Raw genomic sequence first — 24,634 nt, forward strand, 5'->3', positions numbered from 1 at the left:
TGGTGGCCGCCCGTCAGAACACGTCGCTCAGGGTGAGTGGCTGGGACCGGTTCAGGACCTCCAGCCGAACCTCGGACAGGCCCTTGCGGGTGAGTCCGATCTCGGCGGCGGCGGCGCGCGAGAGGTCGATGACGCGGCCCCGGGCGAAGGGACCGCGGTCGTTGATACGAACCACCACGCTGTCGCCGGAACCGAGATCGGTGACCCGCACCTGGGTACCGAGGGCGAGTGTGCGATGGGCGGCGCTGAAGCCGTTGCGGTCGTAGCGGGCGCCGCTGGCGGTCCGCCGCCCGTGGAAGCGGTCGGCATAGTAGGAGGCCACACCGGCCTGGGAGGTCGCGGCCTGTTCCTGGTAGAGGCTCGCGCGGGCCTCGACTGAAGCGACGAGCATCGGTACCGCCAGCGCGGACATGATCAGGGTCTTTTTCATCACTGCCAACCATTTATCTGGGCCGACCGGTCCCCTCCTGCCCGGGTGACGGGGGTGGGAAGGCGGTCGGTCGTTTGCTGATGGCCGGATACTAAGGGAATTCCCTGATCAAGGAAACCCCTCATTTGGGCGCGCGGCTGCCGAGATATATCGATTTTCGAGATATAAAAAAATGATAAATCACTTTTCAAGATTTCTGGGGTCGCCATACTTTCCTCCTCAGAGGGTCGGCATCGGCACTGCCCCTGAGCCCCCCCGCGCACCCAAGCGACACCCGGAGGCCCCGTGAAGGCGACCAACCCTGTAAACCAACTGCACCTGACCCCCCTGACCAGCCCGCTGGACGAGCGCCAGTTGGCGCGTCTGCAAACCGCGGTCGCGGACCTGTCGGCGCTCCAGGTGGCCTGGGTCAGCGGCTATCTGGCCGGTCTCGGCGGGCTGACGGTGGCCGCCAACCCGGTGGCCGTGTCGGCGCCCGAGCCAGGTCTTACCCTGACCATCCTCTACGGCTCCCAGACCGGTAACGCCCGTGCCGTGGCGGAGTCCCTGGCCGGGCTGGTCCGTGCGCGGGGGGCCGAGCCGCGTCTGGTATCGATGGCGGACTACCGCCCGCGCGACCTGGCCCGGGAGCGGCTGCTGCTCCTGGTGGTCAGCACCCAGGGCGAGGGCGAACCCCCGGAGAGCGCCCGCGAGCTGCACGGCTTCCTGCACGGTCAACGGGCCCCGCGCCTGGACGGCCTGCGCTATGGGGTGCTTGGGCTCGGGGATTCGAGCTACGAGCACTTCTGCAAGACGGCCAAGGATTTCGAGGGTCGGCTGCGGGCCCTGGGCGGCCAGCCCCTGCTCGACCCCCAGTATTGCGACCTGAACTTCCAGGCGGCGGCGAGCGCCTGGTCACAGCAGGCCCTGGAGCGGGCGGCGGAGCACCTGGGCCAGCGCGAGGCGAGGATCATCCAGATGCCGGGCACCCGGCCGGCCCCGTCCACCCCCCCGGACGCGGCCCTGTCGCCGACCACGGAGCCGCTGACCGCCCGCCTGCTGGAGAACCGCCCGCTCACCACGCAAGACGCGGTGGGCGAGGTCCGCCACCTGGCCTTCGCCATCGACCCCGCGGCCCTGCGCTACGCGCCCGGTGACGCGCTCGGCGTCTGGTTCCGCAATGACCCGGCCCTGGTGGACGCGGTGCTGGACGCCACCGGCCTCGATGGCGACGCCGCCCTGACCCTGGACGGCGCCGATTGCCCCCTGCGCGAGGCGCTGAGCGGCCGCCTGGAACTGACGCAACTGCACCCGACGGTCGTCAAGGTCTGGGCCGGGCTGGTCGGCTCCGCACCCCTCGCGGCCCTGTGCGCAGACCCCGCCCGGCTGCGCGACTATGCCGGCGGGCGCCAGTTCATCGACCTGCTCGCGGAGCACCCGGGCCGTCCGGACACCGCCGCCCTGGCCGGGCTCCTGCATCCGCTGCGCCCGCGGCTCTATTCCATCGCCTCCAGCCAGGCGGAGTTTCCCGACGAGGTCCATCTGACGGTCGCACTGGTGAATTACCGGGTCGCGGGGCAGGAGCGCCTGGGCGGCGCCTCCGGCTTCCTGACCCGACGCCTGGCCGAGGACGCGCCGGTGCGGGTCCAGTTGTGGGAGAACCAGTCCTTCCGGCTGCCGCGCGATGGGGCCGCCCCGGTGATCATGGTGGCGGCCGGCACCGGGGTGGCGCCCTTTCGCGCCTTCCTGCAGCAGCGCGCGGCCACCGGCGAGCCGGGGCGCAACTGGCTCCTGTTCGGTAACCGCAATTTTCGGCGGGACTTTCTCTACCAACTCGACTGGCAGGCGCACCGCAAGAGCGGGGTCTTGAGCCGCGTGAACGTCGCCTTCTCCCGTGACCAGGCGGACAAGCGCTATGTCCAGCACCGGCTGATCGAACAGGGCCGCGACCTCTACGCCTGGCTCCAGGAGGGCGCCCACCTCTATGTCTGCGGGTCCACCACCATGGGCCGTGCGGTCCACGAGGCACTGCTGGGGCTGATCGCGGCGCAGACCGGCGGCGACCGGGAGGACGCCGTGGAGCAACTCGACGGCCTGCGGCGCGACGGCCGCTACCAACGCGATCTTTACTGAAATTTCACCGGGAATTTATGAACGCACTGAGCACCCCCATCGCCCCGCACGAGTTGAACAAGGCGCGCAGCAACTTCCTGCGCGGCACCCTGGCCGAGAGCCTGGCGGACGAGTTGACCGGCGCCCTGGCCCCGGGCGACGACCAGATCGGCAAGTTCCACGGCTTCTACCAGCAGGATGATCGGGATTTGCGCGCCGACCGGCGCGACCGGCTGCTCGAGCCCGAATACAGCTTCATGCTGCGGGCGCGCCTGCCCGGGGGCGTCTGCACCCCCGCCCAGTGGCTGACCATCGACCGCATCGGGCGCGAACTGGCCCAGGGCAGCGTGCGCCTGACCACCCGCCAGACCTTCCAGTACCACGGCATCCCCAAGGGCGACCTGCGCGGCGTCATCCAGGGTATGCACCAGGTGCTGCTCGACTCCATCGGCGGCTGCGGCGACCTCAACCGCAACGTCATGTGCAATCCCAACCCGGACCAGTCGGCCCTGCACGGCGAGGTCTACGCCTGGGCGCGACGCATCAGCGAACACCTGCTGCCGCGTACCCGCGCCTATCACGAGTTGTGGCTCGACGGGGAGTGCGTGGCCGGCGGCGAGGAGTCCGAGCCCCTGTACGGCGAGACCTATCTGCCGCGCAAGTTCAAGACCGCGGTGGCCGTCCCGCCCCACAACGACGTGGATGTCTACGCCAACGACCTGGGCTTCATCGCCATCGCGGACCCGGCCGACCCGGCGCGCCTGCTGGGCTTCAACGTCCTGGCCGGCGGCGGCATGGGCACCGCGCACGGGGACAAGTCCACCTTTCCGCGGCTGTCGGACGACCTGGGCTTCGTCACGCCGGACCAGGTCCTGGCCGTGGCCGCGGCGGTGCTCACCACCCAGCGCGACTTCGGCGAGCGCGGCGACCGGGTCCATGCGCGGCTCAAGTACACGGTAGAGCGGATGGGCAAGGAGGCCTTCCGGGCGGAGGTCGAGCGCCGCGCCGGGGTCCTCTTCGCCCCGCCGCACCCGGTCGCCTTCACCGACCACGGCGACCGCTACGGCTGGACCCGGGGCCAGGATGGGCGCTGGCATCTGACCCTTTTCATCGAGAACGGCCGTCTGCGGGACCTGCCCGGGCGGACGCTACTCACCGGGCTGCGGGCCATTGCCGAGGTCCATCAGGGCGATTTTCGCATCACCCCCAACCAGAACCTGATCGTCGCCGGGGTGCCCGCCCGGCAGAAGAAGCGGATCGAGGCCCTGGCCCGGGACCACGGGCTACTCGCGGACGGGCTCACGCCGGTCCGCCTGGGTGCCATGGCCTGCGTCGCCTTTCCCACCTGCCCGCAGGCGATGGCGGAGGCCGAGCGCTACCTGCCGGCCCTCCTGACCCGCATCGAGGCCCTGGCGGCGCGCCACGGTCTGGCGGGACAGGAGATCGTGATCCGCATGACCGGCTGCCCCAACGGCTGCGCCCGCCCCTTCCTGGCCGAGATCGGCCTGGTCGGCAAGGGGCCGCGGACCTACAACCTGCTGCTCGGGGGCGACGGCAGCGGGACCCGGCTCAACAAGCTCTACCGGGACAACATCGCCGAGGCGGAGATCCTGGACACCCTGGACGGGCTCTTCGCGCGCTATGCCGCGCAGCGTGCGGCCGGTGAGCGCTTCGGTGACTTCGTGGTCCGCGCCGGGATCATCCGGCGCGTCGAGAATGCAGCGAGTGATTTCCATGACTGAACAAGCGATCCGTCAGACCCCCTGGGGTGTACCCCCCAAGGGCCTCGCCACCCGCAGCGTCGGCCCCCGGGCCCTGCGCACCACGGCGCCCCGGGCCACGCCGGCCGCCGACCACCGTTTGAGCCCGCAATTCCTCGACCAGGCCAACGCCCAACTCGCCGGGCTCGATGCGCCGGGGCGCGTCGCCTGGGCGCATGAGCACCTGCCGGGGTCCCAGGTCCTGTCCTCCAGCTTCGGCGTTCAGGCCGCGGTGATGCTGCACCTGGTCAACCAGGTCATCCCCCGCCTGCCGGTGGTCCTGATCGACACCGGCTACCTGTTCCCGGAGACCTACCGATTCATCGACGAACTGGTGGAGCGGCTGGATCTCGATCTGCGGGTCTATCGTGCCGACCTCTCCCCCGCTTGGCTGGAGGCGCGCCACGGCCGCCTCTGGGAGGAGGGACTGACGGGCCTGGAGCACTACAACCGCATCCACAAGGTGGAGCCCATGGGGCGCGCCCTGCGCGACTTGGGCGTCGGCACCTGGTTCGCCGGGCTGCGCCGGGTGCAGTCCGAGAGCCGCAAGGCCATCCCGGTGCTCCAGGTCAAAAACGACCGCTTCAAGGTCCATCCGGTCATCGACTGGACCGACCAGGACATCTACCGCTACCTCAAGCGCCACGACCTGCCCTATCACCCCCTGTGGGAGCAGGGCTATGTCTCGATCGGCGACCGGCACTCCACGGTCCCGCTGTCACCGGGCATGTTGGAGGAGGACACCCGGTTTTGCGGTCTCAAGCGGGAGTGCGGGTTGCATCTGTCCTGGTGATCTTCCCAGCCCGGTCGCGCTTGTGGGCCCGCCGCGAGACTGGACAAGTAGTCGCCCGCCACCGGCTCCACGCCCAATCCGTAGGCTGGGTAGAGCGCAGCGAAACCCAGCATTCGACGCCTTAGGTGCGCGCAAACGATGGGTTTCGCTGCGCTCTACCCATCCTACGGGGGCACAGGAGCGGGAGCCGGATCGGTTCCGAGCGGTCCTGGACTGCGGCAAGACCCCGCGCCGTCGGCGGGTTGCCTCGCTTGGTTCTAACCGACACCCGAGTCGAGATAGATCGCCGCGAGCGGCAGCGCCAAGCCGATCGTATCAAGCGCCAGCACGCTGCCCGGGTCCTCGATCAGGAGCGGCTGCCACCAGCTCCCGCGTCGGCGGTAGTGGAGAACGGCAATGGCCGTCGAGTCCACCAGTACATAGTCGGTCAGGGTGTCGATCGTCTGGTATTGCAGGAACTTGGCACCGCGATCATCCGCGGCCGTGCTGGGCGACAGCACCTCAATGATCAGCACCGGGTTTTGCAGGGTGCGCAGTCCATTGATGGTGACGTAGCGCGGGTCGCAGGCGACCGACAGATCAGGATACAGATAGGGACTGCCGGCATTGACCTTGACCCGCTGATCGCTCGGGAACGGCCGGCAGCCCCGTTCCCGCAGGCCAGTGCGCAGTTCGGTCAACAGATTGACGCAAATGGTGTTGTGCTCGGGCTGGGCACCGCCCATACAGAACACCTCGCCGTTGCGGTATTCGCAACGCGGCGCCGCGTCGCGATCGAGGGCGAAGTAGTCGTCCAGGCTGACGAAGGTACGTCTCAGGGAACTGGCCATGACCGGAACCGGTGTCGATGCGATGCCGAGAGTATAGCGAATCGCGCCGGCCGCGCGGCATCGGATCGGCCGCGCCTCAACCAGGCCCCGCCCACCCCCGCCGGTTCAACTGCGCCGACTCTTCCTGGAAGAGGTCGATAAAGCGCCGCTGGAAGCGCTGCAGGTACTTGTCGCGCAGATAGGCGACCTTGGTCACCTCCCAGGGGAACAGGTGGCTCAAGTCCCGTCGGCCCAGGTCCGCATCCAGGGTGGGCTCATAGGCCAGATCGGCGATGATCCCGATGCCCATCCCCTCGCGCACATAGGTCTTGATCACGTCGGTGTCCGCCGCGCTCAGCACCACCCGCGGGCGCAGGCCCTGGCGGGCAAAGGCGGTGCTGAAGTTGCCGCGCCCGGTGAAGCCGAAGACATAGGTGATCACCGGGTACTCGCACAGCAGTTCCAGGGTCATGGCCGGGGCCGCCAGCAGCGGATGTCCCAGGGGGGCGATGACGCAGCGGTTCCAGCGGTAACAGTGGATCGCCTCCAGTGCCGGTTCGTTGCTCAGGGCCTCGGTACAGATGGCGAGATCCACCGCGTCGCGCACCACCAGTTCCACCAGTTGGCCCGGGGTGCCCTGGTGGATCTGGACCTCGACCGCCGGAAACTCGGCGGCAAAGCGGCGCATCGCGGGCGGCAGGACATAGCGCGCCTGGGTGTGGGTCGCCCCGATGCGCAGGGTGCCGCTGGTCGGCCCCGTCTGGTCCCGCCCCACGGCCGCTACGCTGGCCGCCCCCGCCAGCGTCTGGCGGGCATAGATCACCACCTGCTCCCCGGCCGGCGTCAGCCCCGCCAAGCGCTTGCCCTGACGGCGAAAGAGCCGGGTGCCCAACTCGTCCTCGAGTTGTTTTAAGTGCTGGGAGACGGCCGACTGGACCAGATGGAGCTGCTCCGCCGCCCGGCTGACGCTGAAACCGTTCTCGGCCAGGGTGACGAGCGAGCGTAATTGGCGCAGTTCCATGTCATTGCCTCAGGCTGGCGAAAGAACCGGCGCGCGAAAAACGGTTAACGCACCCCCGCCACCGGCCGCATCTCCACGTCGCAGGTCCCGCCGAGGCGGGCCGTGGTCGCGGTGCCCGCGCCCTGGCAGGTCTCGCCGCGGTCCTTGACCCTGCAGGTGATCTCGACCGGGCGGCCCTCGTTGATCCAGCTCGGGGTCTTGCGATAACGGCCGACCTGCTTGAAGGAACAGCCGGCGGGCACGCCGTAGGGCGGACAGGAGGACGGGGCGCGCAGCGACACCTTGCGCCCATCGACGGTGAATCCGGGGTAGCGGTCCACAATCTGGATGGCATCACCCTCCGGCTTCTCCTCGAACAGGAACTGCTTGAAGGCGTAGCCGTCGCCGGCCGCGGCATCGACCTGGATGCGGGTGTCGGCGAGCAGGGCATAGTCGCTGCCGCGGCTCGCCACGGCGCCGGAGATGTACTCCACCCGCTGCTGCTTGGGGAAGCACTTGCCCATGGCCGGGGCGTGATAGTAGTGGCGAAGCTCCTTCAGGTCGGCCAAGGGGGTGCCGGGGAAGATCGCCTGGAGGTCGGCGTCGGCTCCGTACAGGATGCGCTCGATGTCACCCACATTCTGGGTATACATGGCCTGGAGCTTGGCATAGTCGCTGTCGGCGGCCAGGTCCGGGCGCAGGAAGCAGGAGGTGAGGCCCGAGATCTGGGTCAGATACTCGTCCCAGATGTTGTACTGGGAGACCGACGAGGAGACGCCCTGGAAGTCCCCGGGGAAGCCGCACCCCTGGCCGCGCTGGCACTGGCCGACGGCCCGGTTGCGGATGGAGAGCGCAATGACATTGCGCTCGCAACTGCCGTAGGCGTTGCAGCCGCGCTTGAGATGGCCCTCGTTCAGGGCGGTGCGCATCACATAGTCCAGGTGCTTGGCGCGGGCGAGTTCGGTGTCCGTACCCAACTGCCCGTTGGCGCGGATGAATCCGTCCCAGGCCGCAGCCAGGGCGGCACGACGCCCGGTCAGGGAGCGGTTGGCCGTCTCGCACTGGGGGGAGGCATGAAAGGCGCGCACCATCCGGTCGAGCCCGCTCGCCCCCTCGCCGCCGCCCGCCGCGGCGCCGGGCGGGTCGAAAAAGGGCCCCTTCTTGAGGGCATAGAGCTGGCGCACGTCGATCACGTTCTTGACCCCGGGTGCGCAGTGGTGGTTCTGCACCTGCATCCCGGCGCGCCCCGCCACCGCCTGCTTGAAGCGCTGCGTATCGGTACGGGTCGCCCGGCGCGGGTCGACGACCACCTCGAAGCCCACGTAGGGCGTGCCCTTGGCGTCCGTCAGCGGCTTGCCGTCGCGGATCACAAGACATGGGATGACCGAGGTCCCCTGGGTCAGGGTCCCCGCCGGGGCGCCGGCCCCCGGGGTCCCGTCCGCGCTGTAGTAGGGCACCGTGAAGGGGCCGTTGAACTTGTAGATCGTCATCACCGGCGTGGCCGGGATGGCCGCCTGGGTGAGCGGGGCGGCGAGCAGCAGCACAAGGGCGGCGAGGCGATGGCGCATAGCGAGAGAGACTCCGGCTGAGGGGTGGGGCATAAGGAGCGGTTCAGTAATAAGTTAAGCAAGTCCATTACGGAGTGCTGTTCGCGTCGTTGTCGTTGTCGTTGTCGTTGTCGTTGTCGTTGTCGTTGTCGTTGTCGAGGTTATCGTAGCCCCCCGGATTCTCTCGCACGCCACATTGCATCGCTTCTCCGACTACGACTACGACTACGATTACGACAACGACAACCTGTCAGACCCCGGCCGGCGCCCCCGCCCAGAACCGATCCAGCGCGGCGACCACCGCCGGCAGGCGTTCCCACTGGGGCAGGCCCAGGTGCGGTGCCAGGCTCTCGAGCCGCCAATTCGGATGGGCGGCCACGAATCCCGCCAACTTCTCGAAGGTCACATAGGGGTCGCGGTCGGCAATGGTCAGGACCGGCAGCTTGGCCGGCAGACTGCCGTAGAGCCGCTGCGGGGCATCCTGGGTGAAGAGTTGCATCGACAGGAACATCAAGGGGGCGAAGCGCGCGCCCGGCTGGTGCGAGGTCGCGTAGGCGTAGTCGATCAGTTCCGCCGGGGGCGCACCGACGAAGGATTTGCCGAGGTAATAGTTGATACTCGGGCGCGACGAGACCAGGGCATAGGCGGCAGCCCCTAAGAGCGGCAGGGTCAGGAAGCGGTGCAGCGGCCGACCGATCGCCGGGCCGAACGGCTGGCGCGCCCCGAACCCGGTCGGCGAGATCAGCGCCAGCGACGCGATCCGCCCCGGGGCCTTCAGCGCCGCGCGGGCGGCGAACTCGCCGCTGAGCGACAGGGCCAGCACATCGGCCGGCTGCTTCACCACCTGGTCCAGGAAGTCCACGATGGCCGCGGCGAAGCGCTCCGCCGAGTAGGGTCCGACCGGCCGGTCCGCGTGGCCGAAGCCGGGGAGATCCAGGCTATAGACCGGGCGCTGCCCGCGATACTGGTCGAACAGCGGTTTGACCTCGAAGCTGCTGGGCGCGGCATTGATGCTGTGGATGAGGACCAGCGGGCGACCGCTGCCACTGCCGTCCCCATACCAGGCCAACCGCTCCCCGGCGCGGGTCATCAGGCTGTGACGCGGCGCCGCGAGCGCCTCGGGCAGCGGCGGTGCGCCTTTGCGCGCCAAGGGGAGGGAGGTCGAGGTCGTCGTCATCGCGTTTGCTCCAGCGAAGTGGCCGGCCTAGGCCGGTAAACAGGGGGTGGCTGACCCGGCGGGTGCTGCGCCCCGGGGTCCCCCATTGTCGCACCTGGCCGCGGAAAAAACCCTAATCGACCAGCTCGATCCCCCGCCCCTCGGCCCAGTCGCGCAGGGCCTCCAGGGTCTTGCGGTGCTCATAGTCGTACCAGGCGTCCAACTGATCCCGCGCGTCCAGAAAGCCCTTGAAGCGGGCGTAGGCCCCGCGGCGCCGGAAGATGTCCCGGACCTCGTCCGCCGCGTCGGGCAACTGGTCCGCCACGAAGTCGAAGACCAGTGCCTTGCCCAGATCCAGGTCGTACTTGTTCGGCACCCGGATATACCGATCCGAACCGGCGAACGCATCCGCCGCGCCTTCGGGCTCGTCGAACCCCTCCCCGACGATACGGAACTCCCCGGTCTCCCGGTCCAGATAGGCCCCGGCATCGAGGTCGGCGCCGGCGCTCGCGAACATGAAGGCTTCTTCGAGGTTGCTGATGGTGGTCTTCATCGGTTGCTCCGGTCGGACTGGATTCGGTCAGGGCGCGTCCGCGGGTCGGCGGCAGGGTCCGGGCGCGCTGCCAAGGTGCAGGCTCGGCGGCGGGTTTGAAAGGACCGCAAGCCCGCCGGTCCGCTGGTCCGCTGGTCCGCTGGTCCGCTGGTCCGCACAGCGGACCCTACGGGCGCCCGTAGGGTCCGCTGTGCGGACCGGCGACCCCGCGGGCCGCCGCGGCCTCGTCGCGGCTGAAGCCGCTCCCACCGAGGGCTTGGGCCGGGCGGTCAGGGATGCCGGGTGAGCCAGGCGCGGGCCTTCTCGGCGTGGAGGCTCTCCATCGACTCGAAGAGCGCCAGGGCCTGCTGCATGTGGCCGCGGGCGGTCGCGGGGTCGCCCAGCGTCTCGAAGGCCAGGGCGAGGTTGAATGAGGCGTTCGCATCGCCGCGGCGGTCGCCGATCTCGCGGGCGATCATAAGTCCCTGCTCGTGGAAGCCGATGGCCTTGCGCGGCTCGCCGAGGCTCCACCAAGCGATACCGAGGTTGCCGAGGTGGGCCGCCTCCCATCCCCGCTCGCCGAGCCGGCGGGCGGCAGCGAGTCCGGACGCGAGCCAGCGGACCCACTGGCGCGGATGCAGGCGGAGACTCAATACAATGACACCGGCGTCCGGATAGTCCATCGCCAGCCGGGCGGCTGCCTCATCCGCACCGGCTGCGGCCCAGTCCTGACCGGCGGCGATCTGGGCAAACTCGGCGTCATAGGCGGCGAGGCTGGCGGTAACCCCGGCGTGACCCTCGAGCAAGTGATCTCTGGCCGCCCGCAGGACCGCGATGAAATGGGCACTGTGCCGTCCCCGCGCCAGCCCAAGGTTCTCCGGGCTGGGTCCGGGCACCCCGTCCGGCACCCGGACCCGACACCAGCGCCAGGGCTCCACGGCGATGGGCCTCAGCAGATCATGCAGCCGGTAGCGCCCGCTGCCGGCCTCCCAGCGCAGCAGGCTGCGGTCGATCAGGTCGGAGAGCGCCGGCTGCGCCTCCCGCTCCACGGCGAGCCCCCAGACGGCGGCGGCGGCGGCCCGGTCGAAGGGGGCCGGGAAGCAGGCGAGCGCCTGCCAGCGGGCGGCGAGCCCGGGGTCTTGGGCCAGCAGGCGGTCGGCGGAGAGGGCGAGCACCGCGCCGACCTGGCCGCGCTCGACGGCGTCGCTCGCGAGCGCGCCGAGCCGGGTCGCCTCGTCGGCCAGGTCGGCGAGATACTCGGGCAAAGGGACCTCGGGATGCAGGGCCAGGTGCGCGCCCGCGACCCGCAGGGCCAGCGGCAGCCGGTCGCAAGCGGCGGCGAGGCGGTCGAGATCCGCATCGCGCAGGGCGCGGCCCTCGCCCAGGATGCCGGCGAGCAGGGTGCGCGCCGCGGCGGGCTCCAAGAGGTCCAGGTCGCGCCGCTCCCCGAGCGCGATGCGCCGCCGGGAGGTGACGATCAGGGCGGCGGGCGGACTGGGCGTCAGCGGCACGACCTGCGCGGTTCCGGCCGCGTCGTCGGCCAGGATCAGCACCCGCCGGCCGTTCAGGACCCCGCGGTAGAGCGCCTGGACCTGGGCCTCGTCGTCCGGGAGGCGCCATTCGGGCTCGAAGGCGCGGATCACCCAGGCCATGGCGTCCAGCGCGGTCATGGGTTGCTCGCCGGCCCCGCCGAGCGGGATCAGGATTTGTCCGTCCGGGAAGCGGTCCTTGATCCGGTGCGCGACATGCACCGCGAGCGCGGTCTTGCCGAGCCCGCCCTGACCGGCCAGGGCGCAGATGGCGACCGACCGGCCAGCGGCCAGGTGTCGCTCCAGCCAGTCGCGATCCAAGGTGCGGCCGGTGAAGTCGGGCAGGTCCGCGGGGAGTTGGAAGCGCCGGTCGGGTGCGGCCCGGAGGGCGGCGCCGGGGCGGTCGCCGGTGATGCCCCAGACCAGGCGGCCGATGCCCTCGGTGTCGATGCCCGCGCGCAGGTCGACCCAGGTGCGGTTCTTCAGGAACAGGGAGATGGCGGGCCGTTCGGGTGCGCCGGGGAGCAGGACCGGGATGACCGGGCGCTGCTCATGGGCGGCCAGATCGAGCGCGACCTGCATCTCCTCGTCCTCCCAGGGGCCGATGCCGGAACCGCCGATGCACACCAGCACCGAGGCGCTGGCGAGGATGCCGGCCGCGAGCCCGTCCTGCCAGCGCTGGCCGGGGCGCAAGTCGTCCTCGTCCAGCCAGACGCGCAAATCCTGCGCCTGGAGCCGGCGGCGCAGTTCGCGGATCAGCGGCTTGTCGGCGCTGTGGTGGGAGAGGAAGGCGTCGAAGTCCATGGCAAACACCCGCAGCGAAGGTCCGGGCTTGATACCAGAAATCGCGGCACTGAGCCAGGTTCTTCTTGGGAAGGTCGCGCGGCGACGCTGTGGGAGCGGCTTCAGCCGCGACGCGACGACGCAGGCGGTCGTGGGCTTGTCGCGGCCAACGGCCATGAAGGCTTGTACGTCACCCCGGAACGTGAACCTAAATCCGGGAATTGCTCACACAAAGACACAAAGAACACAAAGAAAAACAGATCATTGAAGGCGTTGGGCCGATCACTGCGCGAGTAACCTCCTCGACCAACGTATCGCGTTGAAAATCTTTGTGATCTTTGTGTCTCTGTGTGAGCACTGTTCTTTCCAGCTTGCGCCTTGGCGTGAGAACTGCTCTTTCCAGGTTTCACTGTATCCCTTCTCCCAGGTGCGCTGATTCGGAGTCAAATTTGACGTACGTCAGGAATGACTCGAGTTGAGTGGACGACCTGTCGCGCGCCATCGAGCAGGCGGGAGCGGCAAGAGCGCGGCGGTAGCGCCAGCGGCGGTCCGCGCAGCGGACCCTACAGGGTCCCGGCCCGCTTGATCTCAAAGTAGCGGTTCACCAGGGCGATGGGGAGTTGGGCGGGCAGCAGGTCCAGGACCTGGATGCCGAGGTGGCGCAGGCGCTCCTGTTGGTGCTGGCGCTCGGCGAGCCAGCCGTGGACGGCGTGGAAGCGCAGCGCGTCGTCCAGGGTTGCGATCGGGGCCTCCAGGGCGCGGTCCAGGGCGGCCTCGCGCAGATCGGCGATGACCACCAGATGGCGGCGGCGCAGGAGTTGGGCGGCCTGGGCCAGGCCCTCCTGGTCCTCGTCGCGGCTGTTGGTCAGGACCACCACCAGGGCGCGGCGCGGCATGGCGGCCAGCAGGGCGCGGGCGGCGACCAGGGGGTCGGCCGCCTCCAGGCTCGGTTGGAGGTCATAGAGGCCCTGGAGCAGCCGGTTCACGGTGCCGGGCTCTTTGCGCGGGGCGAACCAGCGTTGCGGTCCGCCGTAGGTCATGAGGCCGACCGCGTCCCCCTGGCGCACGGCCACGTAGGCGAGCAGGAGCAGGGCATTGAGCGCCTCGTCCAGGTGGCCGCGGCCCTGATCGCGGTGGCGCATCCGCCGGCCGCAGTCGAGCAGGAAGACCAGGCGCTGGTCGCGCTCGTCCTGATACTCCCGGGCGATGAGCTTGTGCATGCGCGAGGTCGCCTTCCAGTCGATCCGGCGCAGCGAGTCGCCCTCCCGGTACTCGCGCAACTGGTGGAACTCGGCCCCGCGGCCCAGGCGCCGGAGTCGGCGCACCCCCAGTTGGGCGAGTTGGTCGCTGGCCGCCAGCAGGGTGTAGCGGCTGATCTCGGCGAAGTTGGGGAAGACCCGCAGCGGCTGCGCCGGGGGCAGGACCCGGGTGCGCCGCCACAGGCCCAGGGGCGAGCGGGTGGCGACGGCACAGCCGGTGAGCGGGAAGTCCCCGCGGCTGGGCGGGCGCAGTCGATAGTCGACACGCCCCTGGTGCCGGGCAGGCAAGTCCAGGTCCGCGGGCAGGCCGCGCACGGCGAACTCGCCCGGGTGCAGGTCATGGACGCTGAGCCGCAGGCGCTGGTCCGACCCATTGGCGACCTCCAGCGTCACCTGGCTCCAGGCCCCGAGCGGCAGGGCGCGACCCATGCGGCGCGTGATCCGCGGGTCCGGGAGCCGGTGCAGGGCCAGCAGATCCCCCAAGGCAAGGGCGGCGATCAGGAGGCCCAGTCCCTGCCACAACGGCCAGGTCCAGGGCAGCCAGACGGTGGCGAGGCCGACGGCGGTCCAGATGGCCAGGGCGTGGATCAGAGGGGGGCGGGGATGCATGGTTGGGCCTGGTGGTTCCTGTAGGGTCCGCTGTGCGGACCGCAGCCCGCTGGTGGTTCACGTAGGGTCCGCTGTGCGGACGGCAGCCCGCGAAAACGCCGTGCGGACCCCCGGCCGCGAAAACCCACCCCCGGTACTCTGGTCCGCACAGCGGACCCTACGACCGCGGCGCCGGGACGCCGGCCAGCAGGTCGACCAGCACGTCGTCGGGCCGGTAGCCCTCGATCTCCAGGTCGGCGGTGAGCTTGAGGCGGTGGCGCAGTACGGCGGGGGCCATGGCCTTGACGTCGTCCGGGGTGACGAAGGCGTTGCCCTCGATCAAGGCCTGGGCGCGGGCGGCGCGCACCAGGGCGATGGCGGCGCGGGGGCCGGGGCCGGTTTCGACCCCCTGCCAGTCCCGCGCCGCGCGCACCAGGCGCACGGCGTAGGCCAGGACGCTGTCGTCCAGCCGGAGCATGGCCGCCGCGCCCTGGACCGCCAGTACCTCCTGCGGTGTCATCACCCGGGGGACCCGGGAGGTATCGAGCCGGTCGCCGATCTGACCGCTGGTCATCTGGCGCACCACGGCCAGTTCCTCATCGGCCCCCGGGTAGTCGATGAAGACCTTGAGCAGGAAGCGATCGAGTTGCGCCTGCGGCAGGGGGTAGGTGCCCTCCTGCTCGATGGGATTCTGTGTCGCATAGACCAGGAAGGGGGCGGGCAGGGGCAGGGCCTCGCCTTCGATGGTGACCTGCTGCTCCTGCATGGCCTCCAGCAGGGCCGACTGGGTCTTGGCGGGGGCGCGGTTGATCTCGTCGCCCAAGAGCAGGTTGCAGAAGATGGGGCCGCGGCGGATGCGGAACCCCTCGGTCTTCATGTCGAACAGCGCATGACCGGTCACGTCGCTCGGCATCAGGTCCGGGGTGAACTGGATGCGCGCGAAGCTCCCGCCCAGGGCCGCGGCCAGGGCGCGGACCAGGAGCGTCTTGCCCACCCCCGGGACCCCTTCCAGCAGGACGTGACCGGCGGCGGCCAGGGCGACGACCGCCTCGCGGATCACCTGGGGCTGCCCGACCAGGGCCTGGGCGACGGCGCTCTCCAGTGCTTGGAGGTGCCGCGCGGCGGCGGCGACCGTCATGGCGGGGGGGCTGGTCGAATCGTTCATCGGGGCTCCTTGATTAGGGTGTCGGTGGTCGGCTACAGCTACCGGACCTTCTCACAGACCGGGCGTCGTTGTCGTTGTCGTTGTCGTAATCGTGGTCGGATTTTCGATTACGACAACGACAACGTACCCGCGATCTCGGTCACCTCATCAGTCCTGATCGCACCCCGGGCCGGGCTGCTGTGCGGCGCTCCCGGGTGCCTTGCCAAAGGGCCTTGAGGAGACGCGTCTGCTCGACGAAGGCGGCGGCATCGGAGGCCTGGGTGTGCAGGGCGGCGGCGACGGGTCCGGCGGGCCGGGCGGCGGCCTTGGCGATCACCGCGGCCTGCGACACGGGCGTCAGGTGCCGCAGTTCGGGACGGCGCCGCTGCCAGGCGCTGAGCACCCGCCGCTGGGTTGCCGCCACCAACTGGGCGGCGCGGCCATGGCGCCAGAGGAAGGCCGCGGCGGCGTCCAGGTGCTCGATCAGGTCGCGGCGGCGGCGGTCCGGGACCGGGGTCAGGGGGCCGAGCCGGGCGCCCAGGGACCAGACCCAGACCAGGACCAGCACCCCGGCCGCGCCCAGGGCCGCGGGCGCGGCGGCCCACAGCAGGGCGCCGAGCCAGGGCACCGAGCTGTCGTACAGCAGCCAGACCTTGCCCCCGGGGGGCGGCTGGGCCAGTCGGGCGAAGAACAGGGCATGGTCGTGGCGCCCGATCCGCTCGTTGGTCAGGAACCCGAGGTCGCTGGTGACGGTGAGCAGCCCGGCGCCGACCGCCTGTTGCAGCAGGCGGGGATGCCCGGCGGCGTGCACCAGGTTGGCCTGGTCGGGGTCCTCGACCTTCAAGGCCCAGTCCGGATCGAAGCCGACCCTCAGCGGCGCGCCCGGGTCCCCCCACCGGATCTGCCCCAGGGCCTGCTCCCCATCCGGCCCCGGGCGCTTGCCGGCCGCCGCCTCGACCCTGGTGCGCTGGATCCCGAACCCGCCCAGGAGGTCGTCCGGGCTGGGATCCTGGTCCCCCGGGTCAGTCGCCTCGACCACCAGACGCCCGCCGCCCCGGAGCCAGGCGCCCAGGGTGGCCCGGTGCCGCACGTTGAGCCGGCCCAGGCCATTGACCACCAGTGTATCGGCGGTCGGCGGGGGCTGGTGCAGCAGGCCGGCGCCGGCGCGACTCTCCGCCGGGATGCCCAGGCGGGTGAGAAAGCGCTCCGCGGCCAGGAAGGGGTTGCGGCGGGCCGCCGCCGCGGCGCCGACGGCGACCTCCTGGGGCCGGCGCTCGAAGTTGGTGAGGAACCAGGCGCCGAAGGACACCGCGGCGATCAGGGTCAGGCCGATCAGGACCAGGCCCAGGGTGCGCTGCTCAGCGGCCATCGGCGTCGCTGCCCGCAGGAACCCGCGGCTCCCCGGCCGGCGCGGCGCTCCCCGTCCAGCGCAGCCAGTCGTCGAGACGCGCGGCGATGCGCTCAGGGTCCGGCGCCTGCTGGGCATAGGCCAGGGCCTGCCAGTCCCGGGTGAGGTGCCGCAGGGGTGCCAGGTCCCCGGTGCCCGGGTGGCCGGCGGCGAGCCGCAGGCACTCGCCCTCGGTGGCCCCGTCGGGGATGCGCAGGCCGCGCCGCCCCAGGTGGCCGATGCTGCCCCGATACAGGAGCGCCAGGGCGCCGCGCGGGTCCCCGGCGGCGAGCCGGGCGCGCACCGCCCGCGCCAACCCGGCCGCGTCCGGGTCCGCGTCCGCGCCCAGGGACTCCGGGGCCGCGGGGGCCGGGCGCCGGGCCGGCCGGCGCCGCCGCCAGGCGCCGGGCTGCCAGTCGCGCAGGATGCGCCGGATCAGGAGGGCGACGGCGATGACCGCCAGGACCACCAGGAGCCCCTTGACCAGGCGCCCCAGGAACACCGCGAAGTCGGCCAGGTCCTTGAGCCAGGTCGGGTCCGGCGCGGCGGTCTCCTCGTCGGGGCCGATATAGGTCCAGACGGACTCGGTGCGCGTCCGCCCGAAGTCGGCGTCGGCCAGGACCTCGGCGATCAGGGCGCGCGCCGGTGCCGGTGCCGGCAGGGGCGGCAGGGGGTCGGCGCCGACCGGCGGGCCTGGCCAGGCGGCAAGCACGGCGGCGCACAGCAGGCCGGCCGACACCGCGGTGCGGGGGCTGCCGCGGCGGCCGGGCCGTGCGGCGCCCTTCTCCGGTGCGCCAGCGGTCGCGTCGGGGGCTGCCCGGCGGAAGGCGAGTTCCAGGTCCCAGGCCTCCAATTCGGTGCGCCGCCCGATGTAGAGGGCAAAGCCCGCGCAGCAATAGAAGGGCGCGATCACCGAGCAGGCAAGCAGGTAGAAGCCGCCGCTCAGCCAATAGGGCCAGGACTGGGAGTCGGTCAGGGCCGCACCGAGGTCCAGGCCGGCCAGTCCTTCCGGGAGCCCGGTGGGGATCAGGTAAACCAGCGTGAGCAGCAGCCCGCCCCAGAGGATGGCCTCGAAGTGGTAGCAGATCAGGGTCAGCCAGGCGGCCCCGGCGCCGTCGCCCAACACCCGGCGGCGCTGCCGCAACGCCGCGCCGTCCAGACCCTCCAGGAGTCCGATGGTCAGATTCAGGGAGCGGCGGGCGGCCAGTCGCCGCCACAGCAGATAAGGCAGCAGGTGCCGCGTCCAGGCGGCGCGCTGAAGCTGCCAGGCACGCCCGAGCGGCGACCGCTCCCCGAACAGAGAGCGGCTGATCCACCAGATCAGGGGCGCCTCATAAAGCGGCTTGAACCACCACAGGAGCAGCAGCCACCAGTCCGCCCGCGCGCCGCACAGGGGCAGCGCCAGGAGCCCCACGGGCAGGGCGCTGCACCACCACAGGCCCCACAGGGTCGGAAACCAGGCGCGCCCCAGGGCGAAACCCAGGTCGATCCCCTCCCAGGGCCCGCGCGGGCGCAACACCACGCTCATGCGGTCAAGGTCCATGATCGTCCCCGGAACCGCCGCGCACCGGCCCGGCGCCGCCATCCACTCGGCCCGCCAAGGCGAAATATGCCATCACCGCCACCCATCCCAGGACCCCCACCGCGTACTTCACCCCCGCCGCCGCCCCGCTCGCGGACCAAAATGCCTCCACCACCGCCGCCAACAGCAGCATGAGGGCCGCCCCGCCCACCAGGACCGCCGCATCGCGTGCGTTCGCGCGCAGGGCCGCGAGGCGGGTCAGGCGTCCGGGGGCGATCAGGGCCCGGCCGAGCAGGAGCCCGGCCGCCCCGCAGATGACGATGGCCGTCAGTTCAAAGGGGCCGTGCCCGCTGACGAAGGGCCAGAAGACGGGGCCGAACCCCAGGCGGGTCAGATGACCGGCCGTCGCGCCAATCATGAGCCCATTGGAGATCAGGATCAGCACGCTCCCGAGCCCCAGCAGCAACCCGGCGCCGAAGGTGCGAAAGCCGATCCCGATATTGTTCATCACATAGAAGCCGAACATCATGAAATCCGTATCGGCCTGACGTTCCGGGCCCCGTCCGGGCCGGCCGCCGTCGGGGTCGTACAGGGACTCGAGCTCGGCCACCTGGGCGCTGTCCATCAGGCTGTAGATCAGTTCCCCGTCCTGCCAGCAGGCGAGCCCCATGACCAGCAGCGGCAAGAAAAACAGGGCCGCGGCCAGGGCGCAGACCCGGGCCTGACGACGCAGGGTGCGCGGAAATCCGGCCGCCATGAAGCCCAGGGCCAGGGCCCACCAGGCGTTGCGGCGTCGGTACAGGTGGGGATAGCCGCGCCGCACCAGGTCGTGCAGCTCCGCGATCAGCCCGGGGGCGTAGCGGCGCGCCCGCGCCAGCGCGTAATCGGCGCACAGACGCCGATAGAGGGCCGGGAAGCGTGCCAGGGGCAACACGGGCGACGGGTCGCGCCCGCGCCCCTCCAGGGCGGTCAGGAGGCTGCGGTAGTCCGCCCAGGCCGCCGCGCGGCTCGCCTCGAAGGGTCCCTGGCGCACGGTTCAGTCCCCCGCCCGGCCACTGGCCAGCCAGGTTCCATAACCCTCTACCTGCTCTACCGCCGCCCACCCCCGCGCGCGGGCTGGCCCCGTGGCGGGGCTGGGCAGGTGGGCGAGCAGGGTCTCAGCCAGTTCGATCCGACGCGCCCCGGACAGGCGCCGCGCCCGCTCACAAAAGGCCAGGATCGCCTGCTGGGTGGCGATCGGCAGCCCCGGGGGCGCGGGCGTCCCGCCCGCGTGCGTGCGTCCCGCCCGCGCCCCCGTTGAGCGGCGCTGCGCATGGACCACCAGGGTCCCGGCGGCGAGGTCCCCGAGCCGCCGGAAGTCTCGATCGACCAGGGTGCAGACCAGACCCACCCCATAGAACAGCGGAAAAAAATCGACTACCCGCAACAGATTGCGGATCAGGGACGCGGACAGCCCCACCGGGGTGCCGTCGTCGTGAACCACCAGGAGGCCCATGGCGCGCTTGCCGGGCGTGGCCCCGTAGAGGACCTCGAAGGTGACCGGGTAGAGCCACTCGAGCAGAAAAACGGCGATCAGGTTCAGGCCGAGACCGAGCCCGGACAGCGCCGACAACGGGCTCAATGCCAGCAGGATGACCAGCCGGATGGCGCCGTCCGCGGCCAGGGCCAGGGCCCGCGGCGCCGGACCCGCGACGCGCAGGCCCAGGTCCACCCCCTCCGGGGTCTCGTTCAGGCGGATGGTGTCCAGGGGCATCATCGTAATCAGGCCACGGGAAACAGGGCCAGTGGAAAACACTCGGTGATGAGGATCACGGGGCGACCGCCGATGATGATCCGATAGGTCCTGAACACTGATGGGCCGCTGTCCGGCGCCCCCGCCGGGTCGCGCCGGGGGCCGCCGCCATGCTCCAGTCCGACGTCCAGCACCTCCCGATAGCTCTCCAGTCCGCTGTCGCGGATCAGTGCGCCGATGCCGATCTCCCGGGCGATCAGGCGGCGGCGGAAGTCCGGCGGGATCAGTTCGGTACGGATCAGGGACAGGGCCTCGGCGAAGGCGCGTCCGCTGTGAACGCCGCGCAGGCGGGCATCGCGTATCAGACAGGCATCGCCGGCCGCGAGCCCGATCCAGGGCACCGGCTCCGCCGCGGTTTCAAAGCGCTGCTCCAGGGTGTCCACCGTCACCGGCTCCCAAAAATAGGCCTCCAGTGTCTTGGTCACGGTCCCGTCGGTTACGAGCAGGGCACGCAAAAAGGGCGACAGGTCCGACAGCGGGATGGTCGCCCCGCGGTCGTCGCGGATCATGGCACCCGCCAGGTAACCGTCGCAGCGGAAGGGCGAGTTCGACGGGTCGTCCAGGGGGCGACCGTAATATCGGCGCATGGCCTCAAGGTTCCTTGCAACTGGAGAAAAGTGGCGGTGGTCCGCGGATCTGACTCAGAGTAACGCGGATCGAGCGCAGCGATGGTGCCTGATTGCGGCCGATCCCGCCAGGGTTGCGGCCGCACCGGCCCGCGGGCCGCCGCGCCCCCGACGACGGGCTATCTGAGCGGTTTTGAAGTACAAAATGGCCCCTTCGCGAGTCGCCAAGGGCGCTTCTTCGCGGCTTTATTGCGTCGCGGTCTTGATGTTCCGGCCCGTTTGACGCAAGCTTAGAAACCGGGTCCGACTCTTTCGGTCGATCATCTCGATGATGGCCCGAGAGCGCAAGAACGGATCCTACTGGCCACCAGACGCCTTGGGCGCACTGCGCGTCGTCGGCGGTGGTGTGGGGGGATTCGGAAAAACCCGAACCTGTGTTATAAAAAGAGGGCCTTTTGGCTCAACCTACGGAGATTCTACCGATGACCAAAGTCGTTAAGCTCGCTTCCCTGACCGCCGCCGCCCTGATCGGCGCCACCGTGATCGGCGGTTGCACCGACACCACCGCCCGTGAAATGGCCCAGCAGGCCCTGGACGCCGCCAAGGGCGCCCAGTCCTGCTGCGACGCCAACACCGAGCGTCTGGACCGCATGTATCAGAAGATCATGTCCAAGTGAAGCCTGTCGGCTGAACTGCGCCGGCTTCCCACGAGTTGTGGGAGGCCGGTGTTCTCGGCCACCGCCCGCTCGACCGCCTTCCAGTCCAGCTGCAGTCCCTGCGCGTTCGCCACCGAATCCGGTATCACTGAGCGCGCCGTCTTCCGCTTCCCCTCGTCGTCGATGTGGACCTCCAGATACAGGTCATCCCCCAGCCAGCCGAGCTTGTAGGGCTGGTCGACGATCGTCACCGTCGTGCCCGTCGCCACCTGCGGGAACAATTCGATAATACCCTCGTTATTCATGCGGATACAGCCGTGGCTGACCTGCATCCCCAGGCCCCAGGGCTTGTTGGTGCCGTGGATCAGATAGCCGGGTATGCTAAGGCGCATGGCATAGGGGCCGAGCGGGTTGTCCGGACCCGCGGGTACCACGGCCGGCAGGATGTCGCCCTTGGCCGCGTGTTCGGCCCGGATCGAGGCCGGCGGGGTCCAGGTCGGGTCCTTGACCTTGGTCGCGACGGAGAAGGTACCGAGCGGTGTGCTCCAGCCCTCGCGTCCGATGCTGATCGGGTAGCTCTGCACCTCGTCCGGCCGGCCGGGCGGGTAATAATAGAGCCGCATCTCCGGCCGGTTCAGGACCAGCCCGGTGCGCGGGGTGTTGGGCAGCACATAGAGGCTCGGGATCAGCACCTCGGCATGGTCGCCGGGCACCCACATATCGACCTTCGGGTTGGCCTGGTCCATGTCCTGATAGCCCAGTTGATTCTGCCGCCCGATGTCGAGCAGGGTGTCGTGCTTGCGGCTCTTTACATAGAAGGCCACCCCGACCACGCTATCACCCGGGTGGGCAAATTTGAAGGTGTCGGCCAGGACGCCCGGGGCCCGGGCAAGCCCCAAGGCCAGCGCGACCGCGCCGGCCAGTGCGGCCCTTGTGAAGCCCCGGCTCCGTTGTCGACCCCAGGACGATTCCGCTTTCGACTTCATATACTTCACTCTGTTACCTCGTCAACATGATGAAAAAACTGTCGCGATTGTCTCACGTCCGCAATATCGGGGTCGCGGCCCATGTGGACGCCGGCAAGACCACGCTGACCGAGCGCATCCTGTTTTACACCGGCGCCTCCTACAAGATCGGGGAGGTGCACGACGGGGCCGCCCACATGGACTACCTGGCCGAGGAGCAGCGCCACGGCATCACCATCACCTCCGCGGTCACCAAGGCCCCCTGGCGGGACCACCTGATCCAGGTGGTCGACACCCCCGGCCATGTCGACTTCACCATCGAGGTGGAGCGCGCCATGCGGGTGCAGGACGGCTGCATCCTGGTCCTGGACGGCGTGCGCGCGGTGGAGCCCCAGACGGAGACCGTATGGCGCCAGCGCGCCCGCTTCAACCTGCCGGCCCTCTTCTTCGTCAACAAGATGGACCGGCCGGGGGCCGATTATCGTGCATCCCTGGACGCCATCCGCCGCCGTCTCAAGGCCGAGCCGGTGCCCATCACGGTGCCGTTGGGCGAGGGCCAGGGCAGCGCTGACCAGGCCCCCGTCGCTCATTCAGTGGTCCATTTGATCGACCGCACCCTGCTTCGGTTCCAGGGCGAGCAAGGCGAATTGGTCGTGACCGAGCCCTGCCCCGCCGACCTGTGGGCGCGCCTGGCCGCGGACCGCGAGGCCCTGGGGCTCGCGGCCGCCGAGTGGGACGAGCGCCTCACCGAGCAGGTCCTGGCGGGCGAGGACCCGGATCCGGGCGCCTTACGCGCCGCCATCCGCCGCGGCACCCTGGCCGGGCGACTCTTCCCCTGTTACGGCGGCAGTGCCCTGCGCAACCTGGGGGTGCAGCCCTTGCTGGACGGGGTGATCGACTTCCTCCCCGCCCCGCTGGACCGCCCGCCCGCGCTCGGCCGGCACCCGGACGGCAGCCTCGAGGAGGTCGTCCTGGGCGGTGAGGGGCCGCTCGTCGCCCTGGCCTTCAAGGTCCAACTCTGGGATGGCCGGCGCCACGTCTTCGCCCGCATCTACCGTAACACCCTTAAAGCCGGGGATACGGTCGAGTTCATCGGTCCGGACGGCCAGACCCGGCGCGAGCAGGCGGCGCGCCTGTTCGACGTGGACGCCGGCAAGAAGACCAAGCTCGAGCAGGCCGAGCCCGGCCAGATCGTGCTGATCGCCGGCCTGCGCTTCGCCACTACCGGCGACACCCTGTGCGCCCCCGGGCACCTGCTCGGCCTGGAGCGCATCGAGGCGCGCGCCCCGGTGTTGGGGCTCGCCATCGAGGCCGCGGCCGGCACCGAGGAGGAGAAATTGCTGGAGGTCCTGGACAAGGTGACCCAGGAGGACCCCACCCTGGCGGTGGAGGAGGACCCGGAGACCGGGCAGCGCCTGCTGCGCGGCATGGGCGAGTTGCACCTGCAGATGGTTTTGGAGCGGATGGCGCGTGAATTCGGCGTCACGGTGCGCAGCGGGCGCCCGGCCGTGGCCGTGCGCGAGACCATCCGCCGTGCCGCCGCGGCCGACGCCTTCTTCACCACCCCACCCTCACCGGACGGCAAGCACCCTGACCTGATGGCGCGGGTGGCCCTCGCGGTGGAGCCGCTGGCGCGCGGCGCCGGTATCCGGATCACGGTGGACCCGCGGGTCCTGCCCGAGGGGGCGCTGTTGAGCGACGAGCAGCGCCGGGCCGTCGAGGCCGGGCTGCGCGGCGGCCTGGAGTCCGGCCCCTTGCAGGGGGCGGCCCTGCTGGACCTGGCGCTCAAGGTGCGCGAAGTCGAGGTCTTCGGTCCCAACTCCACCCCTGAGGCCTTGGCCGCCGCCGCCGGGCGCGCCCTGCGCCAGGCCCTGGACGCCGCCCAACCGGCCCTGATGCAGCCAGTGATGGCGCTCGAGGTCATAGTGCCGCAGGTCAACCTGGGGGCCGTGCTCGGCGACCTGCAGTCGCGCACGGCAATCATCACCGACACCGGCAACCGCGGCGAGACCGCCGAGGTCCGCGCCGAGGCCCCGCTCGCCGCCCTGCTCGGCTACACCACCACGCTGCGCAGCCTGACCCAGGGGCGGGGGCAATTCAGCATGGAATTTCTGCGCTTCGACCTGGCCTGAGGGGCAAAAAAAGAGCGCGACCGGGTCGCGCTCATTAAGTTACCACCAAAGGAAGTCACGGAACGGAGGAGTGCACGGAAGTGGAGTGCTTCAGTGCATTAGTAGTTTCTTACATACTGTTGCGCCTGTCAAGGGAGGCGTGCGTGACGGGCGACCAACGGCAGGGACGACGCGCCGGGCTGCTGCCCGGCGC

At 70.4% G+C, this 24,634-nt stretch carries 20 protein-coding genes; 5 read left to right on the forward strand and 15 right to left on the reverse strand.

Translation table 11 applies throughout. The annotated features are described in order from the left end of the window. Window positions 1–13: 13 nt before the first annotated feature. On the reverse strand, window positions 14–430 hold the full coding sequence (locus tag THSYN_RS27865; RefSeq protein WP_236848729.1) for a septal ring lytic transglycosylase RlpA family protein: 417 nt from the start codon (window positions 428–430) through the stop codon (window positions 14–16). A 285-nt stretch (window positions 431–715) separates the two neighbouring features. On the opposite strand from THSYN_RS27865, the gene THSYN_RS27870 reads away from it, so the two are divergent. From THSYN_RS27870 to THSYN_RS27880, 3 genes are read left to right on the forward strand one after another with little or no spacing between them, the layout of a single operon-like run. After that, complete coding sequence (locus THSYN_RS27870) at window positions 716–2,542, forward strand: diflavin oxidoreductase (protein WP_216644641.1); 1,827 nt, start codon at window positions 716–718, stop codon at window positions 2,540–2,542. A 17-nt stretch (window positions 2,543–2,559) separates the two neighbouring features. Next, window positions 2,560–4,263: an assimilatory sulfite reductase (NADPH) hemoprotein subunit gene (cysI, locus tag THSYN_RS27875; protein ID WP_100921996.1), complete on the forward strand. Its 1,704-nt coding sequence runs from the start codon at window positions 2,560–2,562 to the stop codon at window positions 4,261–4,263. After that, window positions 4,256–5,074: a phosphoadenylyl-sulfate reductase gene (locus THSYN_RS27880; RefSeq protein ID WP_100921997.1), complete on the forward strand. Its 819-nt coding sequence runs from the start codon at window positions 4,256–4,258 to the stop codon at window positions 5,072–5,074. Before cysI ends, THSYN_RS27880 begins: the two co-directional genes overlap by 8 nt. A 257-nt stretch (window positions 5,075–5,331) precedes the next feature. Here THSYN_RS27880 and THSYN_RS27885 read toward each other — a convergent pair whose 3' ends face one another. The 13 genes from THSYN_RS27885 to THSYN_RS27945 all read right to left on the reverse strand — a co-directional run bounded on the left by THSYN_RS27885 (window position 5,332) and on the right by THSYN_RS27945 (window position 20,709). Further along, the gene (locus tag THSYN_RS27885) at window positions 5,332–5,904 is read right to left on the reverse strand and encodes a Uma2 family endonuclease (RefSeq protein ID WP_100921998.1); all 573 of its coding nucleotides are present in this window, start codon (window positions 5,902–5,904) and stop codon (window positions 5,332–5,334) included. Between the two features lie 76 nt (window positions 5,905–5,980). After that, complete coding sequence (locus THSYN_RS27890) at window positions 5,981–6,904, reverse strand: LysR substrate-binding domain-containing protein (protein WP_100921999.1); 924 nt, start codon at window positions 6,902–6,904, stop codon at window positions 5,981–5,983. A gap of 44 nt (window positions 6,905–6,948) precedes the next feature. Then, window positions 6,949–8,451, reverse strand: coding sequence for a hypothetical protein (locus THSYN_RS27895; protein WP_100922000.1), 1,503 nt, complete (start codon window positions 8,449–8,451; stop codon window positions 6,949–6,951). 229 nt (window positions 8,452–8,680) lie between these two features. Next, window positions 8,681–9,607, reverse strand: a complete 927-nt coding sequence (locus THSYN_RS27900; protein WP_100922001.1) for an alpha/beta fold hydrolase — start codon at window positions 9,605–9,607, stop codon at window positions 8,681–8,683. A gap of 112 nt (window positions 9,608–9,719) precedes the next feature. Then, on the reverse strand, window positions 9,720–10,139 hold the full coding sequence (locus tag THSYN_RS27905) for a UPF0158 family protein (RefSeq protein ID WP_100922002.1): 420 nt from the start codon (window positions 10,137–10,139) through the stop codon (window positions 9,720–9,722). Between the two features lie 269 nt (window positions 10,140–10,408). Continuing rightward, window positions 10,409–12,607, reverse strand: coding sequence for a toll/interleukin-1 receptor domain-containing protein (locus THSYN_RS27910; protein WP_100922003.1), 2,199 nt, complete (start codon window positions 12,605–12,607; stop codon window positions 10,409–10,411). A gap of 386 nt (window positions 12,608–12,993) precedes the next feature. Beyond that, window positions 12,994–14,298 (reverse strand): DUF58 domain-containing protein, encoded by a 1,305-nt coding sequence (locus THSYN_RS27915; RefSeq protein ID WP_100922004.1) that lies wholly within the window; start codon window positions 14,296–14,298, stop codon window positions 12,994–12,996. 157 nt (window positions 14,299–14,455) lie between these two features. After that, a complete protein-coding gene (locus THSYN_RS27920) occupies window positions 14,456–15,442 on the reverse strand; it encodes an AAA family ATPase (RefSeq protein WP_100922005.1) in 987 nt (328 codons plus the stop codon). A gap of 139 nt (window positions 15,443–15,581) precedes the next feature. After that, entirely contained in the window at window positions 15,582–16,790 is a 1,209-nt protein-coding gene (locus THSYN_RS27925; RefSeq protein ID WP_100922006.1) for a DUF4350 domain-containing protein, read from the reverse strand. Continuing rightward, window positions 16,780–18,351 carry a DUF4129 domain-containing protein gene (locus tag THSYN_RS27930; protein WP_157817985.1) on the reverse strand — a complete coding sequence of 524 codons (1,572 nt, stop codon included), beginning with the start codon at window positions 18,349–18,351 and terminating at the stop codon, window positions 16,780–16,782. Before THSYN_RS27930 ends, THSYN_RS27925 begins: the two co-directional genes overlap by 11 nt. Beyond that, window positions 18,341–19,363, reverse strand: a complete 1,023-nt coding sequence (locus tag THSYN_RS27935; RefSeq protein WP_100922008.1) for a stage II sporulation protein M — start codon at window positions 19,361–19,363, stop codon at window positions 18,341–18,343. The genes THSYN_RS27930 and THSYN_RS27935 overlap by 11 nt, the downstream gene beginning before the upstream one ends. Before the next feature lie 3 nt (window positions 19,364–19,366). Further along, window positions 19,367–20,083, reverse strand: coding sequence for an RDD family protein (locus tag THSYN_RS27940; protein WP_236848730.1), 717 nt, complete (start codon window positions 20,081–20,083; stop codon window positions 19,367–19,369). A gap of 8 nt (window positions 20,084–20,091) precedes the next feature. Beyond that, window positions 20,092–20,709 carry a chorismate--pyruvate lyase family protein gene (locus tag THSYN_RS27945; protein WP_100922010.1) on the reverse strand — a complete coding sequence of 206 codons (618 nt, stop codon included), beginning with the start codon at window positions 20,707–20,709 and terminating at the stop codon, window positions 20,092–20,094. Between the two features lie 461 nt (window positions 20,710–21,170). On the opposite strand from THSYN_RS27945, the gene THSYN_RS27950 reads away from it, so the two are divergent. Beyond that, window positions 21,171–21,365 (forward strand): alanine-zipper protein, encoded by a 195-nt coding sequence (locus THSYN_RS27950; RefSeq protein WP_100922011.1) that lies wholly within the window; start codon window positions 21,171–21,173, stop codon window positions 21,363–21,365. Here the strand turns inward: THSYN_RS27950 and THSYN_RS27955 are convergent. After that, a complete protein-coding gene (locus THSYN_RS27955; protein ID WP_100922012.1) occupies window positions 21,344–22,330 on the reverse strand; it encodes a L,D-transpeptidase family protein in 987 nt (328 codons plus the stop codon). The genes THSYN_RS27950 and THSYN_RS27955 overlap by 22 nt on opposite strands. Window positions 22,331–22,359: 29 nt before the next feature. Here THSYN_RS27955 and THSYN_RS27960 point away from each other — a divergent pair, with 29 nt between their 5' ends. Then, window positions 22,360–24,441, forward strand: a complete 2,082-nt coding sequence (locus THSYN_RS27960; RefSeq protein WP_100922639.1) for an elongation factor G — start codon at window positions 22,360–22,362, stop codon at window positions 24,439–24,441. Window positions 24,442–24,634: the final 193 nt, after the last annotated feature.

Source organism: Candidatus Thiodictyon syntrophicum (assembly GCF_002813775.1).
GTDB lineage: Bacteria > Pseudomonadota > Gammaproteobacteria > Chromatiales > Chromatiaceae > Thiodictyon > Thiodictyon syntrophicum.

What these genes read in the sequence shown, in the direction of transcription:
- THSYN_RS27865 (WP_236848729.1), bottom strand. Translation starts at nt 430, where the DNA reads ATGAAAAAGACCCTGATCATGTCCGCGCTGGCGGTACCGATGCTCGTC.
- cysI (WP_100921996.1), top strand. Translation starts at nt 2,560, where the DNA reads ATGAACGCACTGAGCACCCCCATCGCCCCGCACGAGTTGAACAAGGCG.
- THSYN_RS27880 (WP_100921997.1), top strand. Translation starts at nt 4,256, where the DNA reads ATGACTGAACAAGCGATCCGTCAGACCCCCTGGGGTGTACCCCCCAAG.
- THSYN_RS27885 (WP_100921998.1), bottom strand. Translation starts at nt 5,904, where the DNA reads ATGGCCAGTTCCCTGAGACGTACCTTCGTCAGCCTGGACGACTACTTC.
- THSYN_RS27890 (WP_100921999.1), bottom strand. Translation starts at nt 6,904, where the DNA reads ATGGAACTGCGCCAATTACGCTCGCTCGTCACCCTGGCCGAGAACGGT.
- THSYN_RS27895 (WP_100922000.1), bottom strand. Translation starts at nt 8,451, where the DNA reads ATGCGCCATCGCCTCGCCGCCCTTGTGCTGCTGCTCGCCGCCCCGCTC.
- THSYN_RS27900 (WP_100922001.1), bottom strand. Translation starts at nt 9,607, where the DNA reads ATGACGACGACCTCGACCTCCCTCCCCTTGGCGCGCAAAGGCGCACCG.
- THSYN_RS27905 (WP_100922002.1), bottom strand. Translation starts at nt 10,139, where the DNA reads ATGAAGACCACCATCAGCAACCTCGAAGAAGCCTTCATGTTCGCGAGC.
- THSYN_RS27910 (WP_100922003.1), bottom strand. Translation starts at nt 12,607, where the DNA reads ATGGCCGTTGGCCGCGACAAGCCCACGACCGCCTGCGTCGTCGCGTCG.
- THSYN_RS27915 (WP_100922004.1), bottom strand. Translation starts at nt 14,298, where the DNA reads ATGCATCCCCGCCCCCCTCTGATCCACGCCCTGGCCATCTGGACCGCC.
- THSYN_RS27920 (WP_100922005.1), bottom strand. Translation starts at nt 15,442, where the DNA reads ATGAACGATTCGACCAGCCCCCCCGCCATGACGGTCGCCGCCGCCGCG.
- THSYN_RS27925 (WP_100922006.1), bottom strand. Translation starts at nt 16,790, where the DNA reads ATGGCCGCTGAGCAGCGCACCCTGGGCCTGGTCCTGATCGGCCTGACC.
- THSYN_RS27930 (WP_157817985.1), bottom strand. Translation starts at nt 18,351, where the DNA reads ATGGACCTTGACCGCATGAGCGTGGTGTTGCGCCCGCGCGGGCCCTGG.
- THSYN_RS27940 (WP_236848730.1), bottom strand. Translation starts at nt 20,083, where the DNA reads ATGCCCCTGGACACCATCCGCCTGAACGAGACCCCGGAGGGGGTGGAC.
- THSYN_RS27945 (WP_100922010.1), bottom strand. Translation starts at nt 20,709, where the DNA reads ATGCGCCGATATTACGGTCGCCCCCTGGACGACCCGTCGAACTCGCCC.
- THSYN_RS27950 (WP_100922011.1), top strand. Translation starts at nt 21,171, where the DNA reads ATGACCAAAGTCGTTAAGCTCGCTTCCCTGACCGCCGCCGCCCTGATC.
- THSYN_RS27955 (WP_100922012.1), bottom strand. Translation starts at nt 22,330, where the DNA reads ATGAAGTCGAAAGCGGAATCGTCCTGGGGTCGACAACGGAGCCGGGGC.
- THSYN_RS27960 (WP_100922639.1), top strand. Translation starts at nt 22,360, where the DNA reads ATGAAAAAACTGTCGCGATTGTCTCACGTCCGCAATATCGGGGTCGCG.